This window comes from Streptomyces sp. BHT-5-2, assembly GCF_019774615.1.
Classification (GTDB): Bacteria; Actinomycetota; Actinomycetes; order Streptomycetales; family Streptomycetaceae; genus Streptomyces.
Genome location: NZ_CP081497.1, coordinates 1829796 through 1850384 on the forward strand (window position 1 = coordinate 1829796; position 20589 = coordinate 1850384).

Annotated in this window: 20 protein-coding genes; 5 read left to right on the plus strand and 15 right to left on the minus strand. The window is 74.4% G+C overall.

Annotation, left to right across the window (positions count from 1 at the left end; genetic code table 11):
- Positions 1-270: 270 nt before the first annotated feature.
- Positions 271-1359 carry a glycosyltransferase gene (locus K2224_RS35810; protein ID WP_221911272.1) on the plus strand — a complete coding sequence of 363 codons (1089 nt, stop codon included), beginning with the start codon at positions 271-273 and terminating at the stop codon, positions 1357-1359.
- A gap of 32 nt (positions 1360-1391) precedes the next feature.
- Here the strand turns inward: K2224_RS35810 and K2224_RS35815 are convergent, their stop codons facing one another.
- From K2224_RS35815 to K2224_RS35870, 13 genes are all read right to left on the minus strand, one after another.
- Positions 1392-2195 carry a sirohydrochlorin chelatase gene (locus K2224_RS35815; RefSeq protein WP_221911273.1) on the minus strand — a complete coding sequence of 268 codons (804 nt, stop codon included), beginning with the start codon at positions 2193-2195 and terminating at the stop codon, positions 1392-1394.
- A gap of 4 nt (positions 2196-2199) precedes the next feature.
- Positions 2200-3207, minus strand: coding sequence for an ABC transporter permease (locus K2224_RS35820; RefSeq protein WP_221911274.1), 1008 nt, complete (start codon positions 3205-3207; stop codon positions 2200-2202).
- Positions 3194-4018, minus strand: a complete 825-nt coding sequence (locus K2224_RS35825) for an ABC transporter ATP-binding protein (protein WP_221911275.1) — start codon at positions 4016-4018, stop codon at positions 3194-3196. The genes K2224_RS35820 and K2224_RS35825 overlap by 14 nt, the downstream gene beginning before the upstream one ends.
- Positions 4019-4052: 34 nt before the next feature.
- A complete protein-coding gene (locus K2224_RS35830; RefSeq protein WP_221911276.1) occupies positions 4053-5162 on the minus strand; it encodes an aliphatic sulfonate ABC transporter substrate-binding protein in 1110 nt (369 codons plus the stop codon).
- Positions 5163-5379: 217 nt separating this feature from the next.
- Positions 5380-6768, minus strand: coding sequence for a sulfate adenylyltransferase subunit 1 (locus K2224_RS35835; protein ID WP_221911277.1), 1389 nt, complete (start codon positions 6766-6768; stop codon positions 5380-5382).
- A gap of 2 nt (positions 6769-6770) precedes the next feature.
- Complete coding sequence (gene cysD, locus K2224_RS35840) at positions 6771-7706, minus strand: sulfate adenylyltransferase subunit CysD (RefSeq protein WP_221911278.1); 936 nt, start codon at positions 7704-7706, stop codon at positions 6771-6773.
- Positions 7703-8236, minus strand: coding sequence for an adenylyl-sulfate kinase (gene cysC / locus K2224_RS35845; protein ID WP_221911279.1), 534 nt, complete (start codon positions 8234-8236; stop codon positions 7703-7705). The genes cysD and cysC overlap by 4 nt, the downstream gene beginning before the upstream one ends.
- A 53-nt stretch (positions 8237-8289) precedes the next feature.
- Complete coding sequence (locus K2224_RS35850; RefSeq protein ID WP_221911280.1) at positions 8290-8976, minus strand: phosphoadenylyl-sulfate reductase; 687 nt, start codon at positions 8974-8976, stop codon at positions 8290-8292.
- Complete coding sequence (locus tag K2224_RS35855; RefSeq protein WP_221911281.1) at positions 8973-9200, minus strand: hypothetical protein; 228 nt, start codon at positions 9198-9200, stop codon at positions 8973-8975. Before K2224_RS35855 ends, K2224_RS35850 begins: the two co-directional genes overlap by 4 nt.
- Entirely contained in the window at positions 9197-10891 is a 1695-nt protein-coding gene (locus K2224_RS35860) for a nitrite/sulfite reductase (protein WP_221911282.1), read from the minus strand. The genes K2224_RS35855 and K2224_RS35860 overlap by 4 nt, the downstream gene beginning before the upstream one ends.
- A gap of 221 nt (positions 10892-11112) precedes the next feature.
- On the minus strand, positions 11113-11196 hold the full coding sequence (locus K2224_RS41805; RefSeq protein WP_352300790.1) for a putative leader peptide: 84 nt from the start codon (positions 11194-11196) through the stop codon (positions 11113-11115).
- A gap of 147 nt (positions 11197-11343) precedes the next feature.
- Positions 11344-11934, minus strand: coding sequence for a GNAT family N-acetyltransferase (locus K2224_RS35865; RefSeq protein ID WP_221911283.1), 591 nt, complete (start codon positions 11932-11934; stop codon positions 11344-11346).
- Between the two features lie 283 nt (positions 11935-12217).
- Positions 12218-13567, minus strand: a complete 1350-nt coding sequence (locus K2224_RS35870) for a helix-turn-helix domain-containing protein (protein ID WP_221911284.1) — start codon at positions 13565-13567, stop codon at positions 12218-12220.
- A gap of 321 nt (positions 13568-13888) precedes the next feature.
- On the opposite strand from K2224_RS35870, the gene K2224_RS35875 reads away from it, so the two are divergent.
- Positions 13889-14305 carry a hypothetical protein gene (locus K2224_RS35875; RefSeq protein WP_221911285.1) on the plus strand — a complete coding sequence of 139 codons (417 nt, stop codon included), beginning with the start codon at positions 13889-13891 and terminating at the stop codon, positions 14303-14305.
- 169 nt (positions 14306-14474) lie between these two features.
- On the opposite strand, the gene K2224_RS35880 is transcribed toward K2224_RS35875, so the two are convergent.
- A complete protein-coding gene (locus K2224_RS35880; RefSeq protein WP_221911286.1) occupies positions 14475-16127 on the minus strand; it encodes an acyl-CoA dehydrogenase family protein in 1653 nt (550 codons plus the stop codon).
- An 18-nt stretch (positions 16128-16145) separates the two neighbouring features.
- On the opposite strand from K2224_RS35880, the gene K2224_RS35885 reads away from it, so the two are divergent.
- Complete coding sequence (locus tag K2224_RS35885; RefSeq protein ID WP_221911287.1) at positions 16146-17132, plus strand: YihY/virulence factor BrkB family protein; 987 nt, start codon at positions 16146-16148, stop codon at positions 17130-17132.
- A 72-nt stretch (positions 17133-17204) separates the two neighbouring features.
- Here the strand turns inward: K2224_RS35885 and K2224_RS35890 are convergent, their stop codons facing one another.
- Positions 17205-18875 carry an IclR family transcriptional regulator C-terminal domain-containing protein gene (locus K2224_RS35890; RefSeq protein ID WP_260693676.1) on the minus strand — a complete coding sequence of 557 codons (1671 nt, stop codon included), beginning with the start codon at positions 18873-18875 and terminating at the stop codon, positions 17205-17207.
- Positions 18876-19205: 330 nt separating this feature from the next.
- Here K2224_RS35890 and pcaH point away from each other — a divergent pair, with 330 nt between their 5' ends.
- Together pcaH and pcaG are read left to right on the plus strand one after the other, a co-directional pair.
- Positions 19206-19907 carry a protocatechuate 3,4-dioxygenase subunit beta gene (gene pcaH / locus K2224_RS35895; RefSeq protein ID WP_221911288.1) on the plus strand — a complete coding sequence of 234 codons (702 nt, stop codon included), beginning with the start codon at positions 19206-19208 and terminating at the stop codon, positions 19905-19907.
- Positions 19907-20518, plus strand: coding sequence for a protocatechuate 3,4-dioxygenase subunit alpha (gene pcaG, locus K2224_RS35900; protein ID WP_221911289.1), 612 nt, complete (start codon positions 19907-19909; stop codon positions 20516-20518). The genes pcaH and pcaG overlap by 1 nt, the downstream gene beginning before the upstream one ends.
- Positions 20519-20589: the final 71 nt, after the last annotated feature.

Below are 20589 nucleotides of genomic sequence, written 5' to 3' on the forward strand. Positions count from 1 at the left end.
GGGCCACTCGGTTCGCACGCCGGCCGTCGCGCTCGCCCCCACGGGGCGCGGCGGCCGGCGTCGCCGTGCCCGGGCCGCCCAACCCCCCTTGCCCCGCGGCGGGTTATCCACAGGAGGCTCCCTCCGGAACCGTGGACTGCCGGGTGTGACTACCGTCGGAGACATGCACGGAGTCACGCCGATTCTCGGCATCAGCACCATCGTCTACGGATTCATCGGACTGGTCTGCGTCGTCGCCGGCGCGGTCCGCAGGACAGGGGGGAGCCCGCCATGCACACCGTCACCGTCATCGTCCCGGCCCACAACGAAGAGGAGGGCCTGCCGGCCACGCTGGCGTCCCTCGCCCGGCAAACCGTCCCGCCCGACCGGATCCTGGTCGTCGACGACGCCTCCACCGACCGCACCGGCGAGGTAGCCGCCGCACACGGCGTCACGGTGCTCCGCCCACCGCGCAACCTCGGCAGCAAGGCCCGGGCACAGAACTACGCCCTGCCGCGGTGCACCACCGACCTCGTCCTGGCCGTCGACGCCGACACCGTCCTCGCCCCGGACTACCTCGAACGGGTCCTGCCGGCCTTCGACGACCCCGCGGTCGCCGTCGCCGCGGGCACGGTCCGCACCCGACACACCCGCACGGTCTGGGAGCGGGGCCGCTCCACCGAGTACCTCTTCGGATTCCACTTCCACCGACCCATCCAGGCTCTCGCCGACAGTCCCATGGTCTGCTCCGGCTGCTGCTCGGTCTTCCGCCGCGAGGAGTTGGCGGCCTGCGGCGGATTCCCCGAGCGCACCATCGTCGAGGACATGGACTACACCTGGTCCCGGCAGATCGCCGGCCGTCGCGCGGTGTACGTCTCCGACGCGGTCGCCCTCGCCGCCGACCCGGAGAACCTCACCTACTTCCGCAAACAGGTCAAGCGCTGGATGGCCGGCTTCTGCCAGAACGTCCGGCTCCACCTCGGCCCGCTCCTCGTCCGCAAACCCCTGCTGGCGGTCTGGGTGCTGCTCGCGCTCTTCGAGATCGTCACCGCTCCGCTGTGGTGGGTCACCCCGTTCGTGCTCACCGCGACGACGGGGGTGTCACCGCCGGCCGCCCTCGTGTGGTGGGCCGGGTCCGACCTCCTGATGACGCTGCCACCACTGGTGTACGCCGCCCGGCGCCGCAGACTGCCCCTGTGGGGCGTGCTGGTGAACATCCCGTGCGCCTACGCCACCAAGGCGGTCAACGTCGTCTACGCCTGGAAGGCCCTGGTCGTGGAGCTGTTGCTGGTGCCCCTGCACCTGGCGCGGGGGCTCACGGTCTATGAGAAGGGGCGCGCCGACACACCCTCGGGGAGGGCGGTCGCCATGGTGACGTGAGCCGGGGCGGGGGCGCCGGCGGCGGTTGTGCCTCAGGCGGTGAGCGCCGTCGGGCCGCCCCGGGCACGGGCCCGGACGGCCTGGTCGTAGCGGCGCAGCAGCAGCCGGGCCAGCTCGGGGGCGGCGCCCAGCACGGGGGCGAGGATGTCGGCACGGGCCTCGCGGGCATCGGCGGCGATCCGGTCCGGCAGAAAGCCCGGCGCGATGACGTACGGCGCGACGGCCACCCGCTGGGCGCCCTCGTCCCGCAGGGCCCGCACGGCGTCGGCCGTACGGGGCAGGGATGCGGAGGCGAACGCAGGTCGCACGGCACACCATTCGGCGGTGCGCCGCCACTCCCGCGCGATTTCAGCGATCACTGCGATCGCCTCCGGGTCGGAGGAGCCCGCCGAGGCCAGTACGACCCCGGTCGAGCGGCGGTCTCCGGGCCGCAGCCCGGCCTCCTCCAGCCGACGCTCCAGGGCGTGGGTCAGGAGGAGGGAGGGGCCGAGCACGTCGGCCTGATGGATGGTCAGCCGGGGCAGCCGCGCGGCGGCCTCGCGCAGCACCGCGGGGATGTCGGACTTCGCGTGGAAGGCGCGTGTGAGGAGGAGCGGAAGCGCCACCACGTGCCGTTGGCCCGCCCGTCGCCCGCCCTCGTGCCACCCCTCCGCCTCGGCCGCGAGGCGCTCCAACGCCCGGGGCACCCGGGGCGCGTTGAAGTCGAGATAGCCGACTTCCACGCGCAGCCCGGGCCGCAGCTTCCGGACCCGCGCGCACAGCGCGGTGACGGTCGCGGCGTGCCGTGGGTCGCGGCTGCCGTGGGCGATGACGAGGAGGGTGGGGGGTGTGCTCATGGTTTCAGCTCTTGACGAGGAGGCCGCGGCTGCGCAGCACCCGGCGCTCGATCGGGGCGAAGATCAACAGCTCGATACCGATGCCGACGATCAGGATCAGCAGGATCGCGGACAACACCCAGGACATGTCCTGGAGTTCCCGGCCCTGCTCCAGGAGCTGGCCCAGGCCGGTGCCGAGATCGGGCGCGTTGACGATGAGTTCGGCGGCCATCAGAGAGCGCCAGGAGAAGGCCCAGCCCTGCTTGAGCCCGGCGAGGTAGCCGGGCAGCGCGGCCGGCAGCAGCACATGGCGGACGCCGGTCAGGCCGGTCGCGCCGATGCTGCGGCCGGCACGCAGATAGAGAGGAGAGATCTGGTCGACACCGGACACCAGCCCGTTGGCGATCGAGGGGACGGCCCCGAGCAGCACCACCGCGTAGATGGTGGCGTCGCTCAGCCCGAACCAGATGATCGCCGCCGGGACCCAGGCCACCGAGGGGAGGGACTGCAGCCCGCTCAGGATCGGGCCGATCGCGGCGCGCACGGGCCTGACGCGGGCCACGATCAGACCGAGCACCGTACCGATGGCGACCGACGCCACGAAGCCGAGGGCGCCGCGGGAGACGCTGGTCCACACGAAGCTCAGCAGGGTGCCCTCCAGCCACTTCTGCTGGAGCGAGCGGAAGACGTCGAGCGGGCTCGGCAGCAGATAGTGCGGCTTGAGCTGGAAGTGGTAGGCGAGCTGCCACAGCCCGAGCACGATCACGATCGCGATGAGGGGAGGGAACGCTTTTGACAGCGCGGTGCGCAGCCACGGCTGCCGGGCCACCACGGTGGAGTCGAGCGCGTCGAGCCCGGCCTCCAGACCGGCGAGGTCTCCGGGGGCGGCGGCCTCGGTGCCGGTCCTGGTGGCCGCTTCGGGCCCGGAGGCGTCGTCGGCGTCCGGTGTGTCCGTGGCCGGGGCGGTGGACGGTCCGGTGGGGGCGTCGCCGGGGCTTCCCGCGGCGGCGGAGGCGGTCTCAGTGCTGGCCATGGCGGCGGATCTCCCCACGGAGCTGCTCGGTGATCTCGACGGACAGGTCGGCGACCGCGGAGTCCTCGATGCGGCGCGGCTGGGGGATGTCCACCTGCCACTCCCGGGCGACCCGGCCGGGACGGGAGGAGAGCAGCACGACCCGTTCGCCGAGCCGCACCGCCTCCCGGACGTTGTGGGTGACGAAGAGGACGGAGAGGCTGCTTCCGGCGGAGCCGTCGGAGTTCTGGGTCTGCCAGATCCGGGTCAGCTCGTCGTGCAGCACATCGCGGGTGATCGCGTCGAGGGCGGCGAACGGCTCGTCCATCAGCAGCAGTCGGCTGTTCTGGGCCAGCGCCCGGGCCATCGCCACCCGCTGGCGCATCCCGCCGGACAGCTCGTGCACCCGCTTGCCGTACGCGCCCTTGAGGCGGACGAGCTCCAGCAGCCGCTCGGCCTCCTCGCGGCGCTCCGCGCGCGGCACGCCGCGCAGCCGCAGCGCCAGTTCGATGTTGCGGCCCGCGGTCAGCCACGGGAACAGCGCGTGCTCCTGGAACATCAGCGCCGGCCGGCCGCCGGGCGTCTCGATGGTGCCGGAGGTCGGCTCGTCCAGACCGGCCACCAGGCCGAGCAGGGTGGACTTGCCGCACCCCGAGGCCCCCAGGAGGCAGACGAACGCGCCGGGGGCGACGTCGAGTTCGATGTCGTCGAGCACCTGCTGCCGCGCGCCGGGGCGGCCGAACGACTTCGAGACATGGTGGATGCGAGCGGCGTACGGACCGGCGGTGCCGGCGTCCGCCGGGGCGGGCTTGGTGAGCGTGCTGGTCGTCATCGGTGTCACCTCCTGGGAGATCGGGGGGCCGGGGTCAGTTGCCGCCGAGGCCGGCGTCGTCGACCGGCGGCCTGCCCTCGGACTTGAGCACCTTGTTCAGCAGGGTGAGGTCGTAGATGCCCTTGAGGTCGGGCTTCTGCAGCAGCCCTGCCTTGACGGCGTGGTCCGCCTCCTCCTGGAGCGTGGCGGCCAGCGGGTCGTCGGTGATGTCGACGTTCTTGAACGCCGGGTCGATGACGCCGTCCGGGAGGGGCTTGCCGGCGATCGCGGGATCGGCGAGCTTCTCGTTGAGCGCCTTGACCGCCTCGGCGGGGTGCGACCGGATCCAGGCGTTGGTCGTCACCGAGGCGCGCAGCACCGCCTCGACCGCCTTCGGGTGCTCCTTGAGGAAGCGCTGCGAGACGATCACGTTGGTGATGACGAACTTGCCGTCCTTCCACAGTTTCTTCTCGTCCAGCAGCGGCTTGCCGCCCGCGGCGACGAGCTTGGAGGCGGTGGGCTCGGGGACCCAGGCACCGTCGATGCTGCCCTGCTTGAAGGCGGTGGGGACGACCTTGTTGTCGATGCGCTGGACGGTGACGTCGCCCTTGCCGCTGGTGGCGTCGACCTTGTAGCCCTTGCCGGAGAGGAAGTTCAGCAGGGCGACGTCCTGGGTGTTGCCCAGCTGCGGGGTGGCGATCGTCCTGCCCTTGAGGTCGTCCAGGCTCTTGATCTTCTTGGGGTCGACGATCAGCGAGACACCGCCGGAGGCCGAACCAGCGATGATCTTCAGGCTCTTGCCGTGCGACTTCACATAGCCGTTGATCGCGGGGGAGGGGCCGATCCACCCGATGTCGATGGCGTTCGAGTTGAGCGCCTCGATCTCCGCGGGACCGGCGTTGAAGACCGAGGACTTCACCGCGGTGCCGCCCAGCTCCTTCTGGAACTGGCCGGTCCGCAGGCCGATCAGCGGTGTGGCATGGGTGGTGTTGCCGAAGAATCCGATCTTGACCTGGTCGAGCCCGTCGACCTTGGGCCCCTTCGGGGCGACGGAGGCCGCGGTGTCCTTGGGGGCCTGCGAGCCGTAGCCGCAGGCGCCCAGCGCGGCGGTCAGCAACGGGACGGTGGCGGCGGCCGCCAGGAGGCGATGACGAACGGCAGACACGGGAGGTGTTCCTCTCGGAGGGCCGGGGCGGTACGCGCCTCGCTAAGGGGGCGCGCCCGCCGAAAGGGTGGAACTGCGGAAGGGGGACGTGGGGGGTACGCGGTCGGGTCCGGTCAGCACACACATCGGCCGACTCCGCCCTGGCCGCTCCCGAGGGCCCCGCTGCCGACGCGGCCCCCCTCCTTCGCGAAGGTCGAGAACATGTCCCTGAGCATGATCAGAAGTCCCACCCCTCGTCGTCCGACGCATCCTCCGGCGCGGGGTCCGCGGTCGCCTCCGCGAAGGCGGTGCCCGCCATGCCCGCGGTCAGCGTGGTGCCGTCCGCCGGGTCGATCAGCAGGAAGGAGCCGGTGCGCCGGGAGTCCGCGTAGGCGTCCAGCGCCAGCGGTGCGGCGGTGCGGAGCACGACCCGGCCGATGTCGTTGGCGGCCAGTTCGCCGGGGGCCGGGTGCTGGGAGAGATCGTCCAGGGTCAGCCGGGACGGGATCTCCTTCACGATCGCCTTGACGGTGCGGGTGGTGTGCTTGAGCAGCACCCGCTGCCCGACGGCCAGCGGCCGGTCGGCGACATGGCAGACGGTGGCCTCGACGTCCTGGGTGACCGGCGGCGCCGCGTCGGCCGGGGCGATCAGGTCGCCGCGGGAGACGTCGATGTCGTCGGCGAGCCGGACGGTCACCGACTGCGGCGCCCAGGCGACGTCCACGCTCTGCCCGAGCGCGTCGATGCCCTCGATCGTGCTGGTTCGGCCCGACGGCAGCACGGTGACGGCGTCGCCGACACGCAGCACACCGGAGGCGACCTGGCCCGCGTAGCCGCGGTAGTCGGGGTGGGCGGCGGACTGCGGGCGGATGACGTACTGGACCGGGAAACGGGCCGGGTCGTCCGACGGGTCGGCGACCACCGGCACGGTCTCCAGGTGCTCCAGCACGGTCGGCCCGCCGTACCAGTCCATGGTGGCCGACGGCGTCACGACGTTGTCGCCGGCCAGCGCCGAGATCGGGATGGCGGTGCACCAGTTTTCCTGGGGGTCTTCCCCAGACCCCCAGCCCGGCACGCCCAGCGAGCCGGCGTACGCGGTGAACTCCTCGGCGATGGCCGCGAAGATGGACTCCTGGTAGTCGACCAGGTCCATCTTGTTGACGGCCAGCACGACGTGCGGCACCCGCAGCAGGGCGGCGACCGCGGCGTGCCGGCGGGTCTGCTCGACCACGCCGTTGCGGGCGTCGACGAGCACCACGGCCAGCTCGGCGGTGGAGGCCCCGGTCACCATGTTCCGGGTGTACTGCACATGCCCGGGGGTGTCGGCGAGGATGAAGCGCCGGCGCGGGGTGGCGAAGTAGCGGTAGGCCACGTCGATGGTGATGCCCTGTTCGCGCTCGGCACGCAGCCCGTCCGTCAGCAGCGCCAGGTCGGGCGCCTCCTGCCCGCGGTTGCGGGAGGCGTGCTCGACGGCCTCCAGCTGGTCGGCGAGGACCGACTTGGAGTCGTGCAGCAGCCGGCCGACCAGGGTCGACTTGCCGTCGTCCACGGAGCCGGCGGTGGCGAAGCGCAGCAGCGAGGTCGCGCCCGCGTCCACCACGCCCTCAACAACATTGGTGGAGCTCATGGTCAGAAGTACCCCTCGCGCTTGCGGTCCTCCATGGCGGCCTCGGACAGCTTGTCGTCGGCCCGGGTCGCGCCCCGCTCGGTGAGGCGCGAGGCGGCGATCTCCGCGATGACGGCCTCGATGGTGTCCGCGTCCGACTCGACGGCGCCGGTGCACGACATGTCGCCGACGGTGCGGTAGCGCACCTGCCGGACCTCCAGGTGCTCGCCGTCCTTCGGCCCGCCCCACGCACCGGGCGCCAGCCACATCCCGCTGCGGGCGAAGACCTCCCGCTCGTGGGCGTAGTAGATGGCGGGCAGTTCGATCTTCTCGCGGGCGATGTACTGCCAGACGTCCAGCTCGGTCCAGTTGGAGAGCGGGAAGACCCGGACGTGCTCGCCGGGCGAGTGCCGGCCGTTGTAGAGCTGCCACAGCTCGGGCCGCTGCCGGCGCGGGTCCCAGCCGCCGAACTCGTCGCGCAGCGAGAACACCCGCTCCTTGGCGCGCGCCTTCTCCTCGTCCCGGCGGCCGCCGCCGAAGACCGCGTCGAAGCGGTTCTTCTCGATGGCGTCCAGCAGCGGCACGGTCTGCAGCGGGTTGCGGGTGCCGTCCGGGCGCTCGCGCAGCTCGCCGCGGTCGATGAAGTCCTGCACGGAGGCGATGTGCAGCCGCAGCCCGTGCCGTGCCACGGCGCGGTCGCGGTAGTCGAGGACCTCGGGGAAGTTGTGGCCGGTGTCCACGTGCAGCAGGGCGAACGGCACCGGCGCCGGCGCGAACGCCTTCAGTGCCAGGTGCAGCATGACGATGGAGTCCTTGCCGCCGGAGAAGAGGATCACCGGACGTTCGAACTCGCCCGCCACCTCGCGGAAGATGTGCACCGCCTCGGACTCCAGGGCGTCCAGGTGCGACAGCGCGTACGGGTTGTCCAGTTCCTCGGAAACGGAAGCGACAGTGCTCACACCAGCCCCCTCTCGACGAGCAGCGCGTGCAGCGCCGCCGCGGACTCCTGCACGGTCTGGGTGTGCGACTCGATCCGCAGGTCCGGTGCCGCGGGCGCCTCGTAGGGGTCGTCCACACCGGTCAGGCCGGAGATCTCGCCGGCCGCCTGCTTGGCGTACAGGCCCTTCACATCGCGCTCGGAGCACACCTCGACCGGAGTGGCGACATGCACCTCCAGATACGGGGTGCCCTCGCTCCGGTGGCGCTTGCGCACCGCCTCGCGGCTGTCCGCGTACGGGGCGATCACCGGGACCAGGGCCTTCACGCCGTTGCGGGCCAGCAGTTCGGCGACGAAGCCGATCCGCTGGACATTGGTGTGCCGGTCCTCGCGGCTGAAACCGAGGCCCGCGGAGAGGAACTCGCGGATCTCGTCGCCGTCGAGCACCTCGACGCGGTGGCCCTCGCCGCGCAGCCGGTCGGCCAGCTCGCGTGCGAGGGTCGTCTTGCCCGCGCTCGGCAGACCGGTCAGCCAGACCGTGGCGCCCGTCATCCGTATCTCCTGAAACCCTGCCGCCGGTGCGGTCAGTTCCGTCGTTGCCGTCATCAGTGCAGTCCGCACTCGGTCTTGTCGGTGCCGGCCCAGCGGCCGGCCCGCGCGTCCTCGCCCGCCAGCACCCGGCGGGTGCACGGGGCGCAGCCGACGGAGGCGTAGCCGTCCATCAGCAGCGGGTTGGTGAGCACCCCGTGCTCGGCGACATAGGCGTCCACGTCGTCCTGCGTCCAGCGGGCGATCGGCGAGACCTTCACCTTCCGCCGCCGGGCGTCCCAGCCGACGACCGGGGTGTCCGCCCGGGTCGGCGACTCGTCCCGGCGCAGCCCGGTCGCCCACGCGTCGTAGTGGGCCAGCCCCTCCTCCAGCGGCGCGACCTTGCGCAGCGCGCAGCACCGGTCGGGGTCGCGGTCGTGCAGTCGCGGTCCGTACTCGGCGTCCTGCTCCGCCACCGTCTGACGGGGCGTCAGCGTCAGGACGTTGACGTCCATCACCGCCGCCACCGCGTCCCGGGTGCCGATCGTCTCCGGGAAGTGGTAGCCGGTGTCCAGGAACACCACGTCCACGCCCGGGAACGCCCGCGAGGCCAGGTGCGCCACGACCGCGTCCGCCATCGAGGAGGTGACGCAGAAGCGCGGACCGAAGGTCTCGGCGGCCCACCGGAGGATCTCCAGGGCGGGCGCCTCCTCCAGGTCGCGGCCCGCCTGCTCGGCGAGCCGCTGAAGGTCGGTGGTGGTCACGGCGTACCTCCGTCGGAAGCGGAAGGAGCTGCTGAAGGGGAGGGGGACGGGGCGGAACCGGCGGCTCCCGGGGCCAGCAGTCCCAGGAACTTCAGCCGGAAGGCGCGGCTGCACGCCCGGCACTCCCAGGCCGCGCCCGCTCCGCGGGGGCCGTCCTCCTCGGAGGGCCGCAGGTCCTCGTCCCCGCAGTACGGGCAGTGGAACGGCACGGCGCGCTCGGTCACTTCAGTGCCCCCTCTTCGGCGCGCGCCGCCCAGGTGGCGAACCGCTCGCCCTCCGTGCGCTGCGCCTCGAAGTTGCGCAGCACCCGCTCGACGTAGTCGGGCAGTTCGTCCGCGGTGACCTTCAGACCGCGGACCTTGCGCCCGAAGCCCGGCTCCAGGCCCAGCGCACCACCGAGGTGCACCTGGTAGCCCTCGACCTGCCGGCCGTCCTCGTCCAGCACCAGCTGGCCCTTGAGGCCGATGTCGGCGACCTGGATGCGGGCGCAGGCGTTCGGGCAGCCGTTGAGGTTGATGGTGATCGGCTCCTGGAAGTCCGGCATCCGGCGCTCCAGTTCGTCGATCAGCGTGGCGCCCCGGCCCTTGGTCTCGACGATGGCGAGCTTGCAGAACTCGATACCGGTGCAGGCCATCGTGCCGCGCCGGAACGGCGACGGGGTGACCTGGAAGTCCAGCGCCTCCAGCCCGGCGACCAGGGAGTCGATCCGGTCCTCGGTCACGTCGAGGATGATCAGCTTCTGCTCGACGGTGGTGCGCAGCCGGTCCGAGCCGTGTGCGGCGGCGAGTTCGGCGACCTTGGTGAGGGTGGCGCCGTCGACCCGGCCGACGCGCGGGGCGAAGCCCACGTAGAACCGGCCGTCCTGCTGCCGGTGCACGCCGACGTGGTCGCGCCACTTGTGCGCGGGCTGCTCGGGCGCCGGGCCGTCGACCAGCTTCCGCCGGAGGTACTCGTCCTCCAGCACCTGGCGGAACTTCTCCGCGCCCCAGTCGGCCATCAGGAACTTCAGCCGGGCGCGGTTGCGCAGCCGGCGGTAGCCGTAGTCGCGGAAGATGCCGACCACGCCGGCCCACACGTCGGCGACCTCGTCCAGCGGCACCCAGGTGCCCAGGCGCTGCGCGAGCTTGGGGTTGGTGGACAGGCCGCCGCCGACCCACAGGTCGAAGCCCGGGCCGTGCTCGGGGTGGACGACGCCGACGAAGGCCACGTCGTTGATCTCGTGCACCACGTCCTGGACGGGCGAGCCGGAGATCGCGGTCTTGAACTTGCGCGGCAGGTTGGAGAACTCCTTGCTGCCGATGTAGCGCTCGTGGATCTCGTCCACGGCCGGGGTGCCGTCGATGATCTCGTCCGCGGCGATGCCGGCCACCGGGGAGCCGATGATCACGCGCGGGCAGTCGCCGCACGCCTCGGTCGTGGAGAGGCCCACGGCCTCCAGCTTCTCCCAGATGGCCGGGACGTCCTCGATCCGGATCCAGTGCAGCTGGATGTTCTGCCGGTCGGTGATGTCGGCGGTGCCGCGGGCGTACTGCTCGGAGACCTCGCCGACGGCGCGCAGCTGGGCGACGGTGAGCCGGCCGCCGTCGATGCGGACCCGCAGCATGAAGTACTTGTCGTCCAGCTCCTCGGGCTCCAGCACTGCGGTCTTGCCGCCGTCGATCCCGGGCTTGCGCTGGGTGTACAGGCCCCACCAACGCATCCGGCCGCGCAGGTCGTTGGGGTCGATGGAGTCGAAACCGGCCTTGGAGTAGATCGTCTCAATGCGTGTCCGCACATTGAGACCGTCGTCGTCCTTCTTGAACTGCTCGTTGCCGTTGAGTGGCGTGAAGTGACCAACGGCCCACTGGCCCTCGCCGCGGTGGCGGCCGGCCTTGCGGCGGGTCGTGGCGGTGGGGCTGTCCGGGGTGGCGGCCATGGGTTTACGTCCTTCTGGGCGGCTCAAAGGGGGCGCGCAGGATGCGGTGCACCCCCGTCGACCTGCGCGGACGCGCCACGGCGCGGCGCGGGCGGGCGCGTTGCGCGGTGGGCTGCGGGGTCGGGGGCGCGACGCGTCCGCGACGGTGGGGACGGCGTGCGAAGCGGTGATGCCGGGGGCTGTCCGGGGTGACGCGGGGCGGGGCCCTCACGCGTACGGCGTCAGCCTGTCCGACAAATGGCGCTGGACATGCGGCCGAGGTCGACGTGGCGTCGACTCACCAAGGCAATTCCAGCTCGAGACATGACGGAAGCGTGGCACGCGGCTCTCCGGACAGTCCACCGTCATCCAGGATGTGGACATGGATGTCCCGCATCGCGAGACAGTGTGGCGTCGGTCACGTGGCGGAACGGATGCGTCCGGTGCGGCCGGCCGCACTCCGTGCCGGTGCCTCAGTTCGCGCCGGCCGGCACCGGGCCCGCGCCGGGCCACGGGCCGGGCTGCTCGACCTCCGGCTCCTCGGTCACCGTGGTGTCGTACACCCGGAAGCCGCGCCGCTCGTAGTTGGCCCGCGCATGGACCCCGTCGTCGCTGCACGTGTGCACCCACACCCGCCGGGTCTCCGGCAGCCCCGGCCACCGCTCGGCCAGGTCCCACGCCCGCGCGGTCCCGTACCCCAGCAGATGCCCGCCGATCCGCCGCCCCCGGAACGCCGGCAGCAGCCCGAAGTAGCCGACCTCCACCGCGCCCTCCGGACCGGACCGGAGCTCGATGAACCCCGCGGGCGTCCCGCGCTCGTACGCCACCCAGGTCTCGGTCCCCGGCTCGGCGAGGTGCTCGCTCCACCGCGCGTACGGCCACCCCAGGCGGTCGGTCCACCGGACGTCGCCGCCGACCGCCGTATAGAGGAACCGGCTGAACTCGGGCGAGGGCACCTCGGACCGGACGATCCGTACCCCCTGCTCGGCGGGCGGCTCGACGGCGGGCGCGAGATCGGTGCGCGCGGTCTGTTCGAGATACCAGGTGGTGACGGTGTGGCTCATGGCGCCAGCACATCACACCGGGGGAGGCGGCCCGGGGCCGGTCCGCGGAACGGACGGGGCCCCGCCCCGGGGTTCGGGTCGAGGGCGACGTCCCCCCCGGGCCGGCAGCCGGGGGCGGCCGGGCCGTCCGGCGCGCTCCGGGGTCGCCGCCACATCACGGAACGGGCCGTCCATCTGCTGGGACGGCAGGGCCGCGCCGCGGAGGCCGTCGCCCCACCGGGCCACCCGCTCCACCACGGCCGGTACGCTTCCGCCGCACAGTACCTCGGGGCCGTCGGGCCGCTCAGCCCCGGCCGGCGCCGGCCCCCGCACGGCGGGCCGCCAGTACCGCGGGCGCCGTGGAGTGCGGCAGCAGCTCCGCGGGCCTCGCCGGCAGCCGGAGATCCACCTCCACCCCGTCGGCGAAGCGGTACGGCCGGTGCGCCAGCACCCCGCCGAGATGGCGCCGCAGCCGGGACAGCTCGGCCCGGACCGTCACCGTCCGTCCGCCGTCGCCGAAGAGGTCCCGGGCCAGCTCGGCGGCGCTGCGGCCGGGTGGCCGGGCGGCCAGCAGGAACAGCAGCTCGGCATGGCGCGGGGTCAGCGCGTGCGACCAGCTGCCCGCGGGGCCCGCCACCGTGACCGCCGGGCCGCCGGGCCCGCCGAGGTCCAGCACCACCCGGTGCGGCCCGGCCGCCGGCTCCGGCCGGCCGGGCCGGATCAACCAGCCGCCCGGCAGCGGCTCCAGCGTGCACATCCCGTACCGCGGCAGCCACAGCGGCCCGGCCGCCGGCTCCTTGGGCAGCGCCACCCGGTCCGGCGGGGTCATGCCCGTCACCGCCGCCGTCCAGCCGTGCGGATCGACGGCCAGTGCCCGCCCGCCGATCCGCGCCAGCACCGGCGCCGCGCTCGCCCGCAGCCGCTCCAGGGACGCGTGGTGCCGGCTCCGCAACTCGCCCTCGGCGAGCCGCGCCACCGCGGAGACCAGGGCCAGCGTCGTCGGATGGAACGAGTGGGCCGGGCCGCTGACGTCCACCGTGCCCAGCAACCGCCCGTCGCGCGGGTCGTGCAGCGGCGCCGCGGCACACGTCCAGGTGTGGTGGCTGCGCAGGAAGTGCTCGGCGGAGTGCACCAGCACCGGGCTGCGGGCCACCAGCGCGGTGCCGATCGCGTTCGTGCCGACCGTCCCCTCCGTCCAGTCGGCGCCCCTCTCGAAGCCCAGCCGGTCGGCCATCCGCCGGATCGGGGCGCTGCCCTCCCGCCACAGCACCCGGCCGTCGGCGTCGGTGACCACCATGATCTGCTGGGCGGCGTCGGCGGTCGGCAGCAGTCCGCCGCCGAGCACCGGCAGTATCGACGCCAGCTGCGACTTCTGCCGCCGGTGCTCCAACTCCGCGACGGACAGCGGGTGTTGGTCGCTGCCGCGCTCCGGGTCCACCCCGCGGTCCAGCACCCGCCGCCAGGACTCGCCGATCACCGTGCGGGGCGTGTCCCGGGGCAGGTCCGCCGGCAGGTGGTCGCCGGTCAGCGCCGTCTCGTGCAGGCCGGCCAGCCGCCGCGCGGTCTCCCGGATGTCCTGGGCCGATCGGACGGCGCTCTCGAGCGGTTGTCCGGCCGGCCGCTCCCCGGCCCTGTCGATCGGTCTGTCGCTCACACTGCTCTCCGTCGTGCCCGTCCGTCGGTCCGCCGCCGGTCCGTTGCCGGTCCGCTGCGGTCGGTGCCGTGCCCATCGTGCCGTCAGCCGCCGCCCGGGGAGGGCCCATTGGCCAGATCGGTTGCAACGAGCTGCAACCGTTGTGGCCTATGACGCCGGCGGGGAACTGTGTTCTCAGCGGTCGATGGCGTCCTGTCCCCACGCCGCACGGCATGGGGGGCCCGGAGGTTTCGCCGGACACCCGACGGAGAACCCGCCGGTGCCCACCAAGGACGCGATCGACCGCCCGCGTCGTCGGCACGGTGTGGGAGGGGGCTCGCCATGGTGGCCGCCGCCCCGCGTGTCGTGGTGATCGGCACCGGCGAGGGCGGCCGGATCGCCCGCGCCGGCCGGCTTGCCGGACACTACGGCGTGCCCCGGCTGTCCGCGGTCGACGTCCTGATCAGGCGTCAGCCGCTGCCGGCCGCGGGATATGTGATCGACGGCGCGCCGCAACTCCTCGACCGGGTCGCGCGCTTCGGCGGTCCGCTGCCCGTACCGGCCTTCGCCGATCTCGTCGTGCACCTGCGCGAGGCGGAGCGGGACGGCACGGGCGACGCCTCCCGGGTGATCCGCTACTACGAGGCGCGGGGCGTCCTGGTCGGTTTCCGGCCGGACGTGCCGGACGCCGAGATCATCGTGGCCGTGGACGCGGCGCTGCGTGGGCGCACCGCGCCGCGGCCGCCGACGTGGTCCTGAAGACCGGGACCGGTGCCGAGTCGGCGCGGCACCGCTCCCCGCCCGGCGCGGCGGCGGTTCTTCCCCTGTCGCATCCCCTGCTCGGAGCCGCCTGGCCGCGCGCTCCTCGGGGGACGCGGAACCGCCGCCGCGCCACCGAGGGCCCGGCGGGCGCGCCCGGTGGCCTCCGCTACCCGGTCACCTCCGGTCGCGCCCGTTCCACCACCGCCGCCAGGTCCAGCGTGTGCGGCAGTGTGCCGAACGCCGCCCCCGCGTCGCCGCCGAGCCGGGCGGCGCAGAACGCATCGGCCACCTCCGGCGGCGCGTACCGCACCAGCAGCGCCCCCTGGAGCACCAGCGCCAGCCGCTCGGTCAGCCGCCGGGCGCGGGCCTCGATGCCCTCCAGATCGGCGAGTTCGGTCAGCAGCCCCCGGATCGCCCGGTCCAACCGGTGGTCGGCGCCCCGGGCGGTGCCGATCTCGGACAGATACGCGTCCAGCGCCGCGGGCTCGCGCCGCAGCGCCCGCAGCACATCGAGCGCCTGGACGTTGCCCGCGCCCTCCCAGATCGAGTTCAGCGGCGCCTCGCGCAGCAGCCGCGGCAGCCCCGACTCCTCCACATAGCCGTTGCCGCCCAGGCACTCCAGCGCCTCCGCCACCAGCGGCGTGCACCGCTTGGTCACCCAGTACTTGGCCGCCGGCACCGCCAGCCGCAGGAAGGCCCGGTCCCGCGCGGTGCCGCCGTCGTAGGCCGCCGCCAGCCGCAGCGCCAGGGTGGTCGCCGCCTCCGACTCCACCGCCAGGTCGGCCAGCACGTTGCGCATCAGCGGCTGCTCGGCCAGCCTGCGCCCGAACGCCTCCCGGTACGCGGTGTGGTGCAGTGCCTGCGCCACCGCCTGCCGCATCACCGCCGCCGACGCGGTGACGCAGTCCAGCCGGGTCGCCGCGACCATCTCCAGGATCGTCGCCACCCCGCGCCCCTCCTCGCCGACCCGGCGCGCCCAGGTGCGCCCGTCGAACTCCACCTCCGCGGAGGCGTTCGAGCGGTTGCCGAGCTTGTCCTTCAGCCGCTGGATCCGGAAGGTGTTGCGGGTGCCGTCCGGCAGCACCCGCGGCAGCAGGAAGCAGGTGAGCCCGCCGGGCGCCTGCGCCAGCACCAGGAACGCGTCCGACATCGGCGCCGAGCAGAACCACTTGTGGCCGGTCAGGGCGTACTCCCCGGCCGCCGCCAGCGGCTGCGCCCGGGTGGTGTTCGCCCGGACGTCGCTGCCGCCCTGCTTCTCCGTCATCGCCATCCCCGCCAGCGCGCCCGACTTCCGTGCGGCCGGCCGGAGTTCGGCCTCGTACACCCGTGACGTCAGCAGCGGTTCCCACACCGCCGCGAGCTCCGGCTCGGCGCGCAGCGCCGGCACCGCGGCGTGGGTCATCGACAGCGGGCAGCCGTGCCCCGCCTCCACCTGCGTCCACACCAGGAAGCCGGCGGTGCGCCGGACGTGCCCGTGCGGGCGCTCCCAGGCGTCGGTCAGCCCGGCCGTGACGGCGTGCCCCAGCAGCCGGTGCCAGGCCGGGTGGAACTCCACCTCGTCGATGCGGTGGCCGTAGCGGTCGTGGGTGCGCAGCACCGGCGGATACGCGTTGGCCTGTTCGCCCCAGCGCTGCGCCTGGGCCGAACCGGCCGCCTGCCCCAGCCGGCCCAGCTCCTCGCGCGCCTCGCCCAGGTGCTCCCCGGCGACGTACCGGGCCACCCCCTCGGTGAGCGCCGGGTCGGCGGCGAAGACGTCGTAGCCGGTCAGCGGCGGCGGTTGGTTCGTCACGGTATGCGTACAAGGTGTGGTAGGTGCCATGCCCGATACGGTAAGGAGGTGCAGCCGCCGAACGAACCGACCGAACCGCACGGGCCGCCCCGGGGCCGCCTCACCCGCGCCCGGGTCCTCTACCGCAACGTCTCCAAGCGGCGGCTGGTCTGGCTGCTGCTCAAGGACATCGTCGGCAGCTGCATGCGCTACCGCGTCACCGGCCTGGCCGCCGAGGCGGCGTTCTGGTGTCTGCTCTCCCTGCCCCCGCTGATCCTGGGCCTGCTCGGCGTCCTCGGATACACCGAGGCGTGGATCGGCCACACCACGCTGGAGAACTTCCGCCTGCACCTGCTGCGCGCCGCCGGCACCGTGCTCTCCCACCGCGGTGTCGACGAGATCGCCCGCCCCCTGCTGACCGACGTCTTCACCGGCCGCCGCCCCGACGTCATCTCGCTGGGCTTCGCCATCGCCCTGTGGTCCGGCTCCCGCGCGCTGAACGTCTTCGTGGACACCATCACGATCATGTACGGGCTCGACGGCCGCCGCGGCATCGTCCGGACCCGGCTGCTGTCCTTCGCGCTCTACGTCGCCGCGCTGGCGGCCGGCGCCGTCGCCCTGCCGCTGATGGTGGCCGGACCCGACGCCGTCGTCGGCTGGCTCCCCGCCGGCCAGGACATCGTCCGCATCCTGTACTGGCCGGTGGTGCTGGTGCTGTCCATCGCCTTCCTCACCACCCTCTACCACGTGTCGGTGCCGGTCCGTTCGCCCTGGCGCGAGGACATCCCCGGCGCCGTGGTCGCACTGGCGATGTGGGTCCTGGGCAGCTTCCTGCTCCGCCTCTACCTGACGGCGGCCGTCGAGGGACCCACCATCTACGGCTCGTTGGCGGCCCCGGTCGCGGTCCTGCTGTGGATCGGCGTCTCCGCGTTCGCCGTCCTGGTCGGCGCCGCCATGAACGCCGCGCTGGACCGGGTGTGGCCCTCGGTCGCCACCGCCGCCGCCCGAGCGGAGAGCGAACGGAGCCGTGCGGGAGCCGACGGCGACGACGACTGACCCGCGGCGGCCCCCGGTTGTCGGCACAGCGTCACGGTGCACGGCAGCGCCCGACCCATGACAGCGCCCGACTCACGGCACCGGAACCGGCAGATAGCGCCCGGCCACCCGCAGCTCCGCTTCCACGGCGGCGGCGGTCTCGCGCAGCGCGGGCAGCACGGCGTCCCGGGCGGCCGCCGGCGCCCGGCCCGCCGCATGGGCGGACACCGCGACCGCGGCCACCGTCCGCCCGGTACGGTCCCGCACCGGCACCGCCACGGAGCGCAGCCCCGCCTCCAGTTCGTCGTCCACCAGGGCGTGGCCGTCGGTGCGGACCCGGTCCAGCGAGCCCGGCGGCCCGGCCGGGCCCCCCGCGGGCGGCAGCGCGGCCAGCAGCACCCGGCCGGGCGCGGTGGCCCGCGCCGGGGCGCGCCCGCCCGGGCTGACGGTGACGCTCATGATGCGGGCGGCGGGCACCGCGGCGACGTACCGGACGGCCCGGTGGGCGCGGCCGGCGACGTCGTCCTCGTCGGCCAGCACCGCCAACGAGGCCGACTCGCCGACCCGTTCGGCCAGCGCGGCCAGGTGGGGCCGGGCCAGGTCGGGCAGGGTGAGCCCGGAGAGCCGCGCGAAGCCCAGGTCCAGTACCTGCGGGGTGAGCCGGTGGCGTCCTTCGGAAGAGGCGGTGTAGCCGAGGTGCTCCAGGGTGATCAGGGCGCGCCGGGCGGTGGCGCGGGGGAGCCCGGTGGCCTCGGCGACGGCGGACAGCGTCAGCGCGGACCGGCCGGCGCCGAACGCGGTGAGGACCGCCAGCCCGCGGGCGACGGACTCCACGAATCCGGGCCCCAGTTGCCGCTTGGCGGCGCGCCGGGCCGCGGTCCGGCGGCCGGCGTCCGGGTCCGCGGGGGCGGCCGGCGCGCCCGGCGCGGCCAGGGCGGCCTCCATGGCGGCGACGGTCTCGCGCAGCCGGGGGAGGACCGCCTCCGGCAGCCCGGCGGCGCTGTGCCGGCTGGTGTGGCTGACCACGCTCACCGCGCAGGCCGGTCCGCCGGCCGGGTCCCGGACCGGCACCGCCACCGCGATCAGGCCCGGTTCGATGAGCTGGTCGTCCAAGGACCAGCCGGCGGTCCGGGCCGCGGCCACCCGCGCCGCGAAGTCCGCCGCGATCCGGCGGGCCCCGGTCGGCGCGGCCTCGCCGGCGGCCCGGGCCGGTACGGCGGGGAAGCCCGCGTCGGCCGGGTCGGCGGCCCGGCGCGCCCGCCAGCGGCGCCACTCCGCCGGACTCCAGTCCGCCGCGAACAGCGCGCCCGGCGCGCCCCGTTCGGCCGGCAGCAGATCGCCGATGCGGAACGCCAGCGACATGGCGCGGCGCCGGGTCGCCTGGTGGACGAAGCGCACCCCGTCGCCGTCCGGGACGGCCAGCGACACCGACTCGTCGAGGGTGTCGGCGAGGCGGTCGGCGAGCGGACCGAGCCGGTCCGGCAGGCCGGTGGCGGCCAGATAGGCGTTGCCCAGTTCCAGCAGGCCGGGGGCGAGCGCCGCCTCGCGGCCCTCGGCGCGGACGTGGCCCAGGGCGGCGAGGGTGCTCAGGATCCGGTCCGCGCTGGCGCGCGCCAGACCGGTGGTCCGCACCAGATCGCTCACCGCCGCCCGGCCGCCGGCATCCGTCAGCGCACGCAGCACGGCCAGCGTGCGCAGCAGCGGCGTCACCGCCTCCGGCGGCGGCGTCGGGGCGGACGGGGCGGGGCGGGCGGACGGCGGCAAGGGGCTCTCCTAGATGGTCCGGGGCAGTCCGGAACCGTACCGGGCGCACCGTTGACACGACCCGGGGCCGGTACCAGACTCGGGTCAGCGCACGAGGTGAACTCCAGTTCACTGGGCGAACGCCCTTGACCTGGAAGGGACTTGACCCGCCCGAGCGGCCGGAGCACCGCGTCCGGCCGGGTCCTGACGGGTGTTCGGCAGGACGCCGCGGCCGCCGCCCCGGCGCGCCCCGGTGACCGCCGGGGAAATCGTCGGCACGCTGGACCGCGTCCCGGCAGCAGCGGTGTCCGCCGCCCGGTCCGTACCCGTCCATCGCAGGGAAAGGACACCATGACCGCACCGGCCCCCTCCGCCCCGCCGTCCCCGGCCCCCGCGCCGTACCGCGGTGCGCCGGACCGCCACCCCCGGCACCCGCGCCTCCCCGTCGCCCCCGGCACCGACCCGGAGGCCGTGGAGCTGACCGGGCCGGTCTTCGGCCTCTCCGACGTCGGCGAGCTGGACGCCGACCTCACCCGGCAGCACCCCGGCGTGCCGCTCGGCGAGCGGATCACCGTCACCGGCCACGTCCTGGACCGCGCCGGCCGCCCGGTCCGCGGCCAGCTCGTCGAGATCTGGCAGGCCAACGCCGCCGGCCGGTACGCCCACCGGCAGGACCGCAACCCGGCGCCGCAGGACCCGAACTTCACCGGCGTCGGCCGCTGCCTCACCGACGACCACGGCCGCTACGCCTTCACCACCATCAGGCCCGGCGCCTACCCGCTGCCCGACGAGCGCACCTGGCGCCCGGCCCACATCCACTTCTCCCTCTTCGGCACCGCCTTCACCCAACGGCTGGTCACCCAGATGTACTTCCCCGGCGACCCGCTCCTGCCCTACGACGAGATCCTCGCGTCGGTCCCGGACCCCGCCGACCGCCACCGCCTGGTCGCCGCCTACGACCACGAACTGTCGCTCCCCGCGGGACCGCTGGCCTACCGCTGGGACGTGGTCCTCGACGGCCCGTCCGCCACCCGGACCGAGGAGGGCCGCTGATGCCGGACACCGACGGCCGCGGGCCGCTCGCCCCGACGCCCGCCCAGACCATCGGCCCCTTCTTCGGCCACGCCCTCCCGCACCCCGGTGGCGGCCTGATCGCGCCCGAGGGGCACCCCGACGCCGTCACCGTGCACGGCCGGGTGCGCGACGGGGCGGGCGCGCCGGTGCCGGACGCGCTGCTGGAGTTCTGGCAGGCCGGACCGGACGGCAGCCCGGCCGGCGCGTCCGGCTCGCTGCGCCGCGACCGGGCCACCGGCGAGGCACCGGGCCGCGGCGCGGTGTTCACCGGCTTCGGCCGGGTCCCCACCGACGCCGACGGACGGTACGCGGTGCGCACCCTGCTGCCCGCCGGAAGCCCGGGCGCCGCGCCGCACCTCGCGGTCTGCGTGCACGCCCGCGGCCTGCTGCACCACCTGTTCACCCGGGTCTACTTCCCCGAGCACGCCGCGGCGCACGCCGCCGACCCGCTGCTGGCGGGGCTGCCCGGGGAGCGCGCCCGCACCCTGCTGGCCCGTCCCGACGGCCCGGGCCGCTACCGCTTCGACGTGCAGCTCCAGCAGCCGGCGGACGGCTCCGCCGAGGAGACGGTGTTCCTTGCCTTCGGCTGACCCGCCTTCGGCTGACCCGCCTCCGGCCGAACGACCGGCGCCGGCACCGGCTCGGCCCGCCCCGCGGCCCG

Bases quoted from the DNA above. Each gene is read 5' to 3' on its own strand.
- pcaH (WP_221911288.1), top strand. From the start codon at position 19,206: ATGACCGCACCGGCCCCCTCCGCCCCGCCGTCCCCGGCCCCCGCGCCG.
- K2224_RS35865 (WP_221911283.1), bottom strand. From the start codon at position 11,934: ATGAGCCACACCGTCACCACCTGGTATCTCGAACAGACCGCGCGCACC.
- K2224_RS35875 (WP_221911285.1), top strand. From the start codon at position 13,889: ATGGTGGCCGCCGCCCCGCGTGTCGTGGTGATCGGCACCGGCGAGGGC.
- K2224_RS35835 (WP_221911277.1), bottom strand. From the start codon at position 6,768: ATGAGCTCCACCAATGTTGTTGAGGGCGTGGTGGACGCGGGCGCGACC.
- K2224_RS35815 (WP_221911273.1), bottom strand. From the start codon at position 2,195: ATGAGCACACCCCCCACCCTCCTCGTCATCGCCCACGGCAGCCGCGAC.
- K2224_RS35825 (WP_221911275.1), bottom strand. From the start codon at position 4,018: ATGACGACCAGCACGCTCACCAAGCCCGCCCCGGCGGACGCCGGCACC.
- K2224_RS35880 (WP_221911286.1), bottom strand. From the start codon at position 16,127: ATGGCACCTACCACACCTTGTACGCATACCGTGACGAACCAACCGCCG.
- K2224_RS41805 (WP_352300790.1), bottom strand. From the start codon at position 11,196: ATGTCTCGAGCTGGAATTGCCTTGGTGAGTCGACGCCACGTCGACCTC.
- cysC (WP_221911279.1), bottom strand. From the start codon at position 8,236: ATGACGGGCGCCACGGTCTGGCTGACCGGTCTGCCGAGCGCGGGCAAG.
- K2224_RS35820 (WP_221911274.1), bottom strand. From the start codon at position 3,207: ATGGCCAGCACTGAGACCGCCTCCGCCGCCGCGGGAAGCCCCGGCGAC.
- K2224_RS35860 (WP_221911282.1), bottom strand. From the start codon at position 10,891: ATGGCCGCCACCCCGGACAGCCCCACCGCCACGACCCGCCGCAAGGCC.
- K2224_RS35810 (WP_221911272.1), top strand. From the start codon at position 271: ATGCACACCGTCACCGTCATCGTCCCGGCCCACAACGAAGAGGAGGGC.
- pcaG (WP_221911289.1), top strand. From the start codon at position 19,907: ATGCCGGACACCGACGGCCGCGGGCCGCTCGCCCCGACGCCCGCCCAG.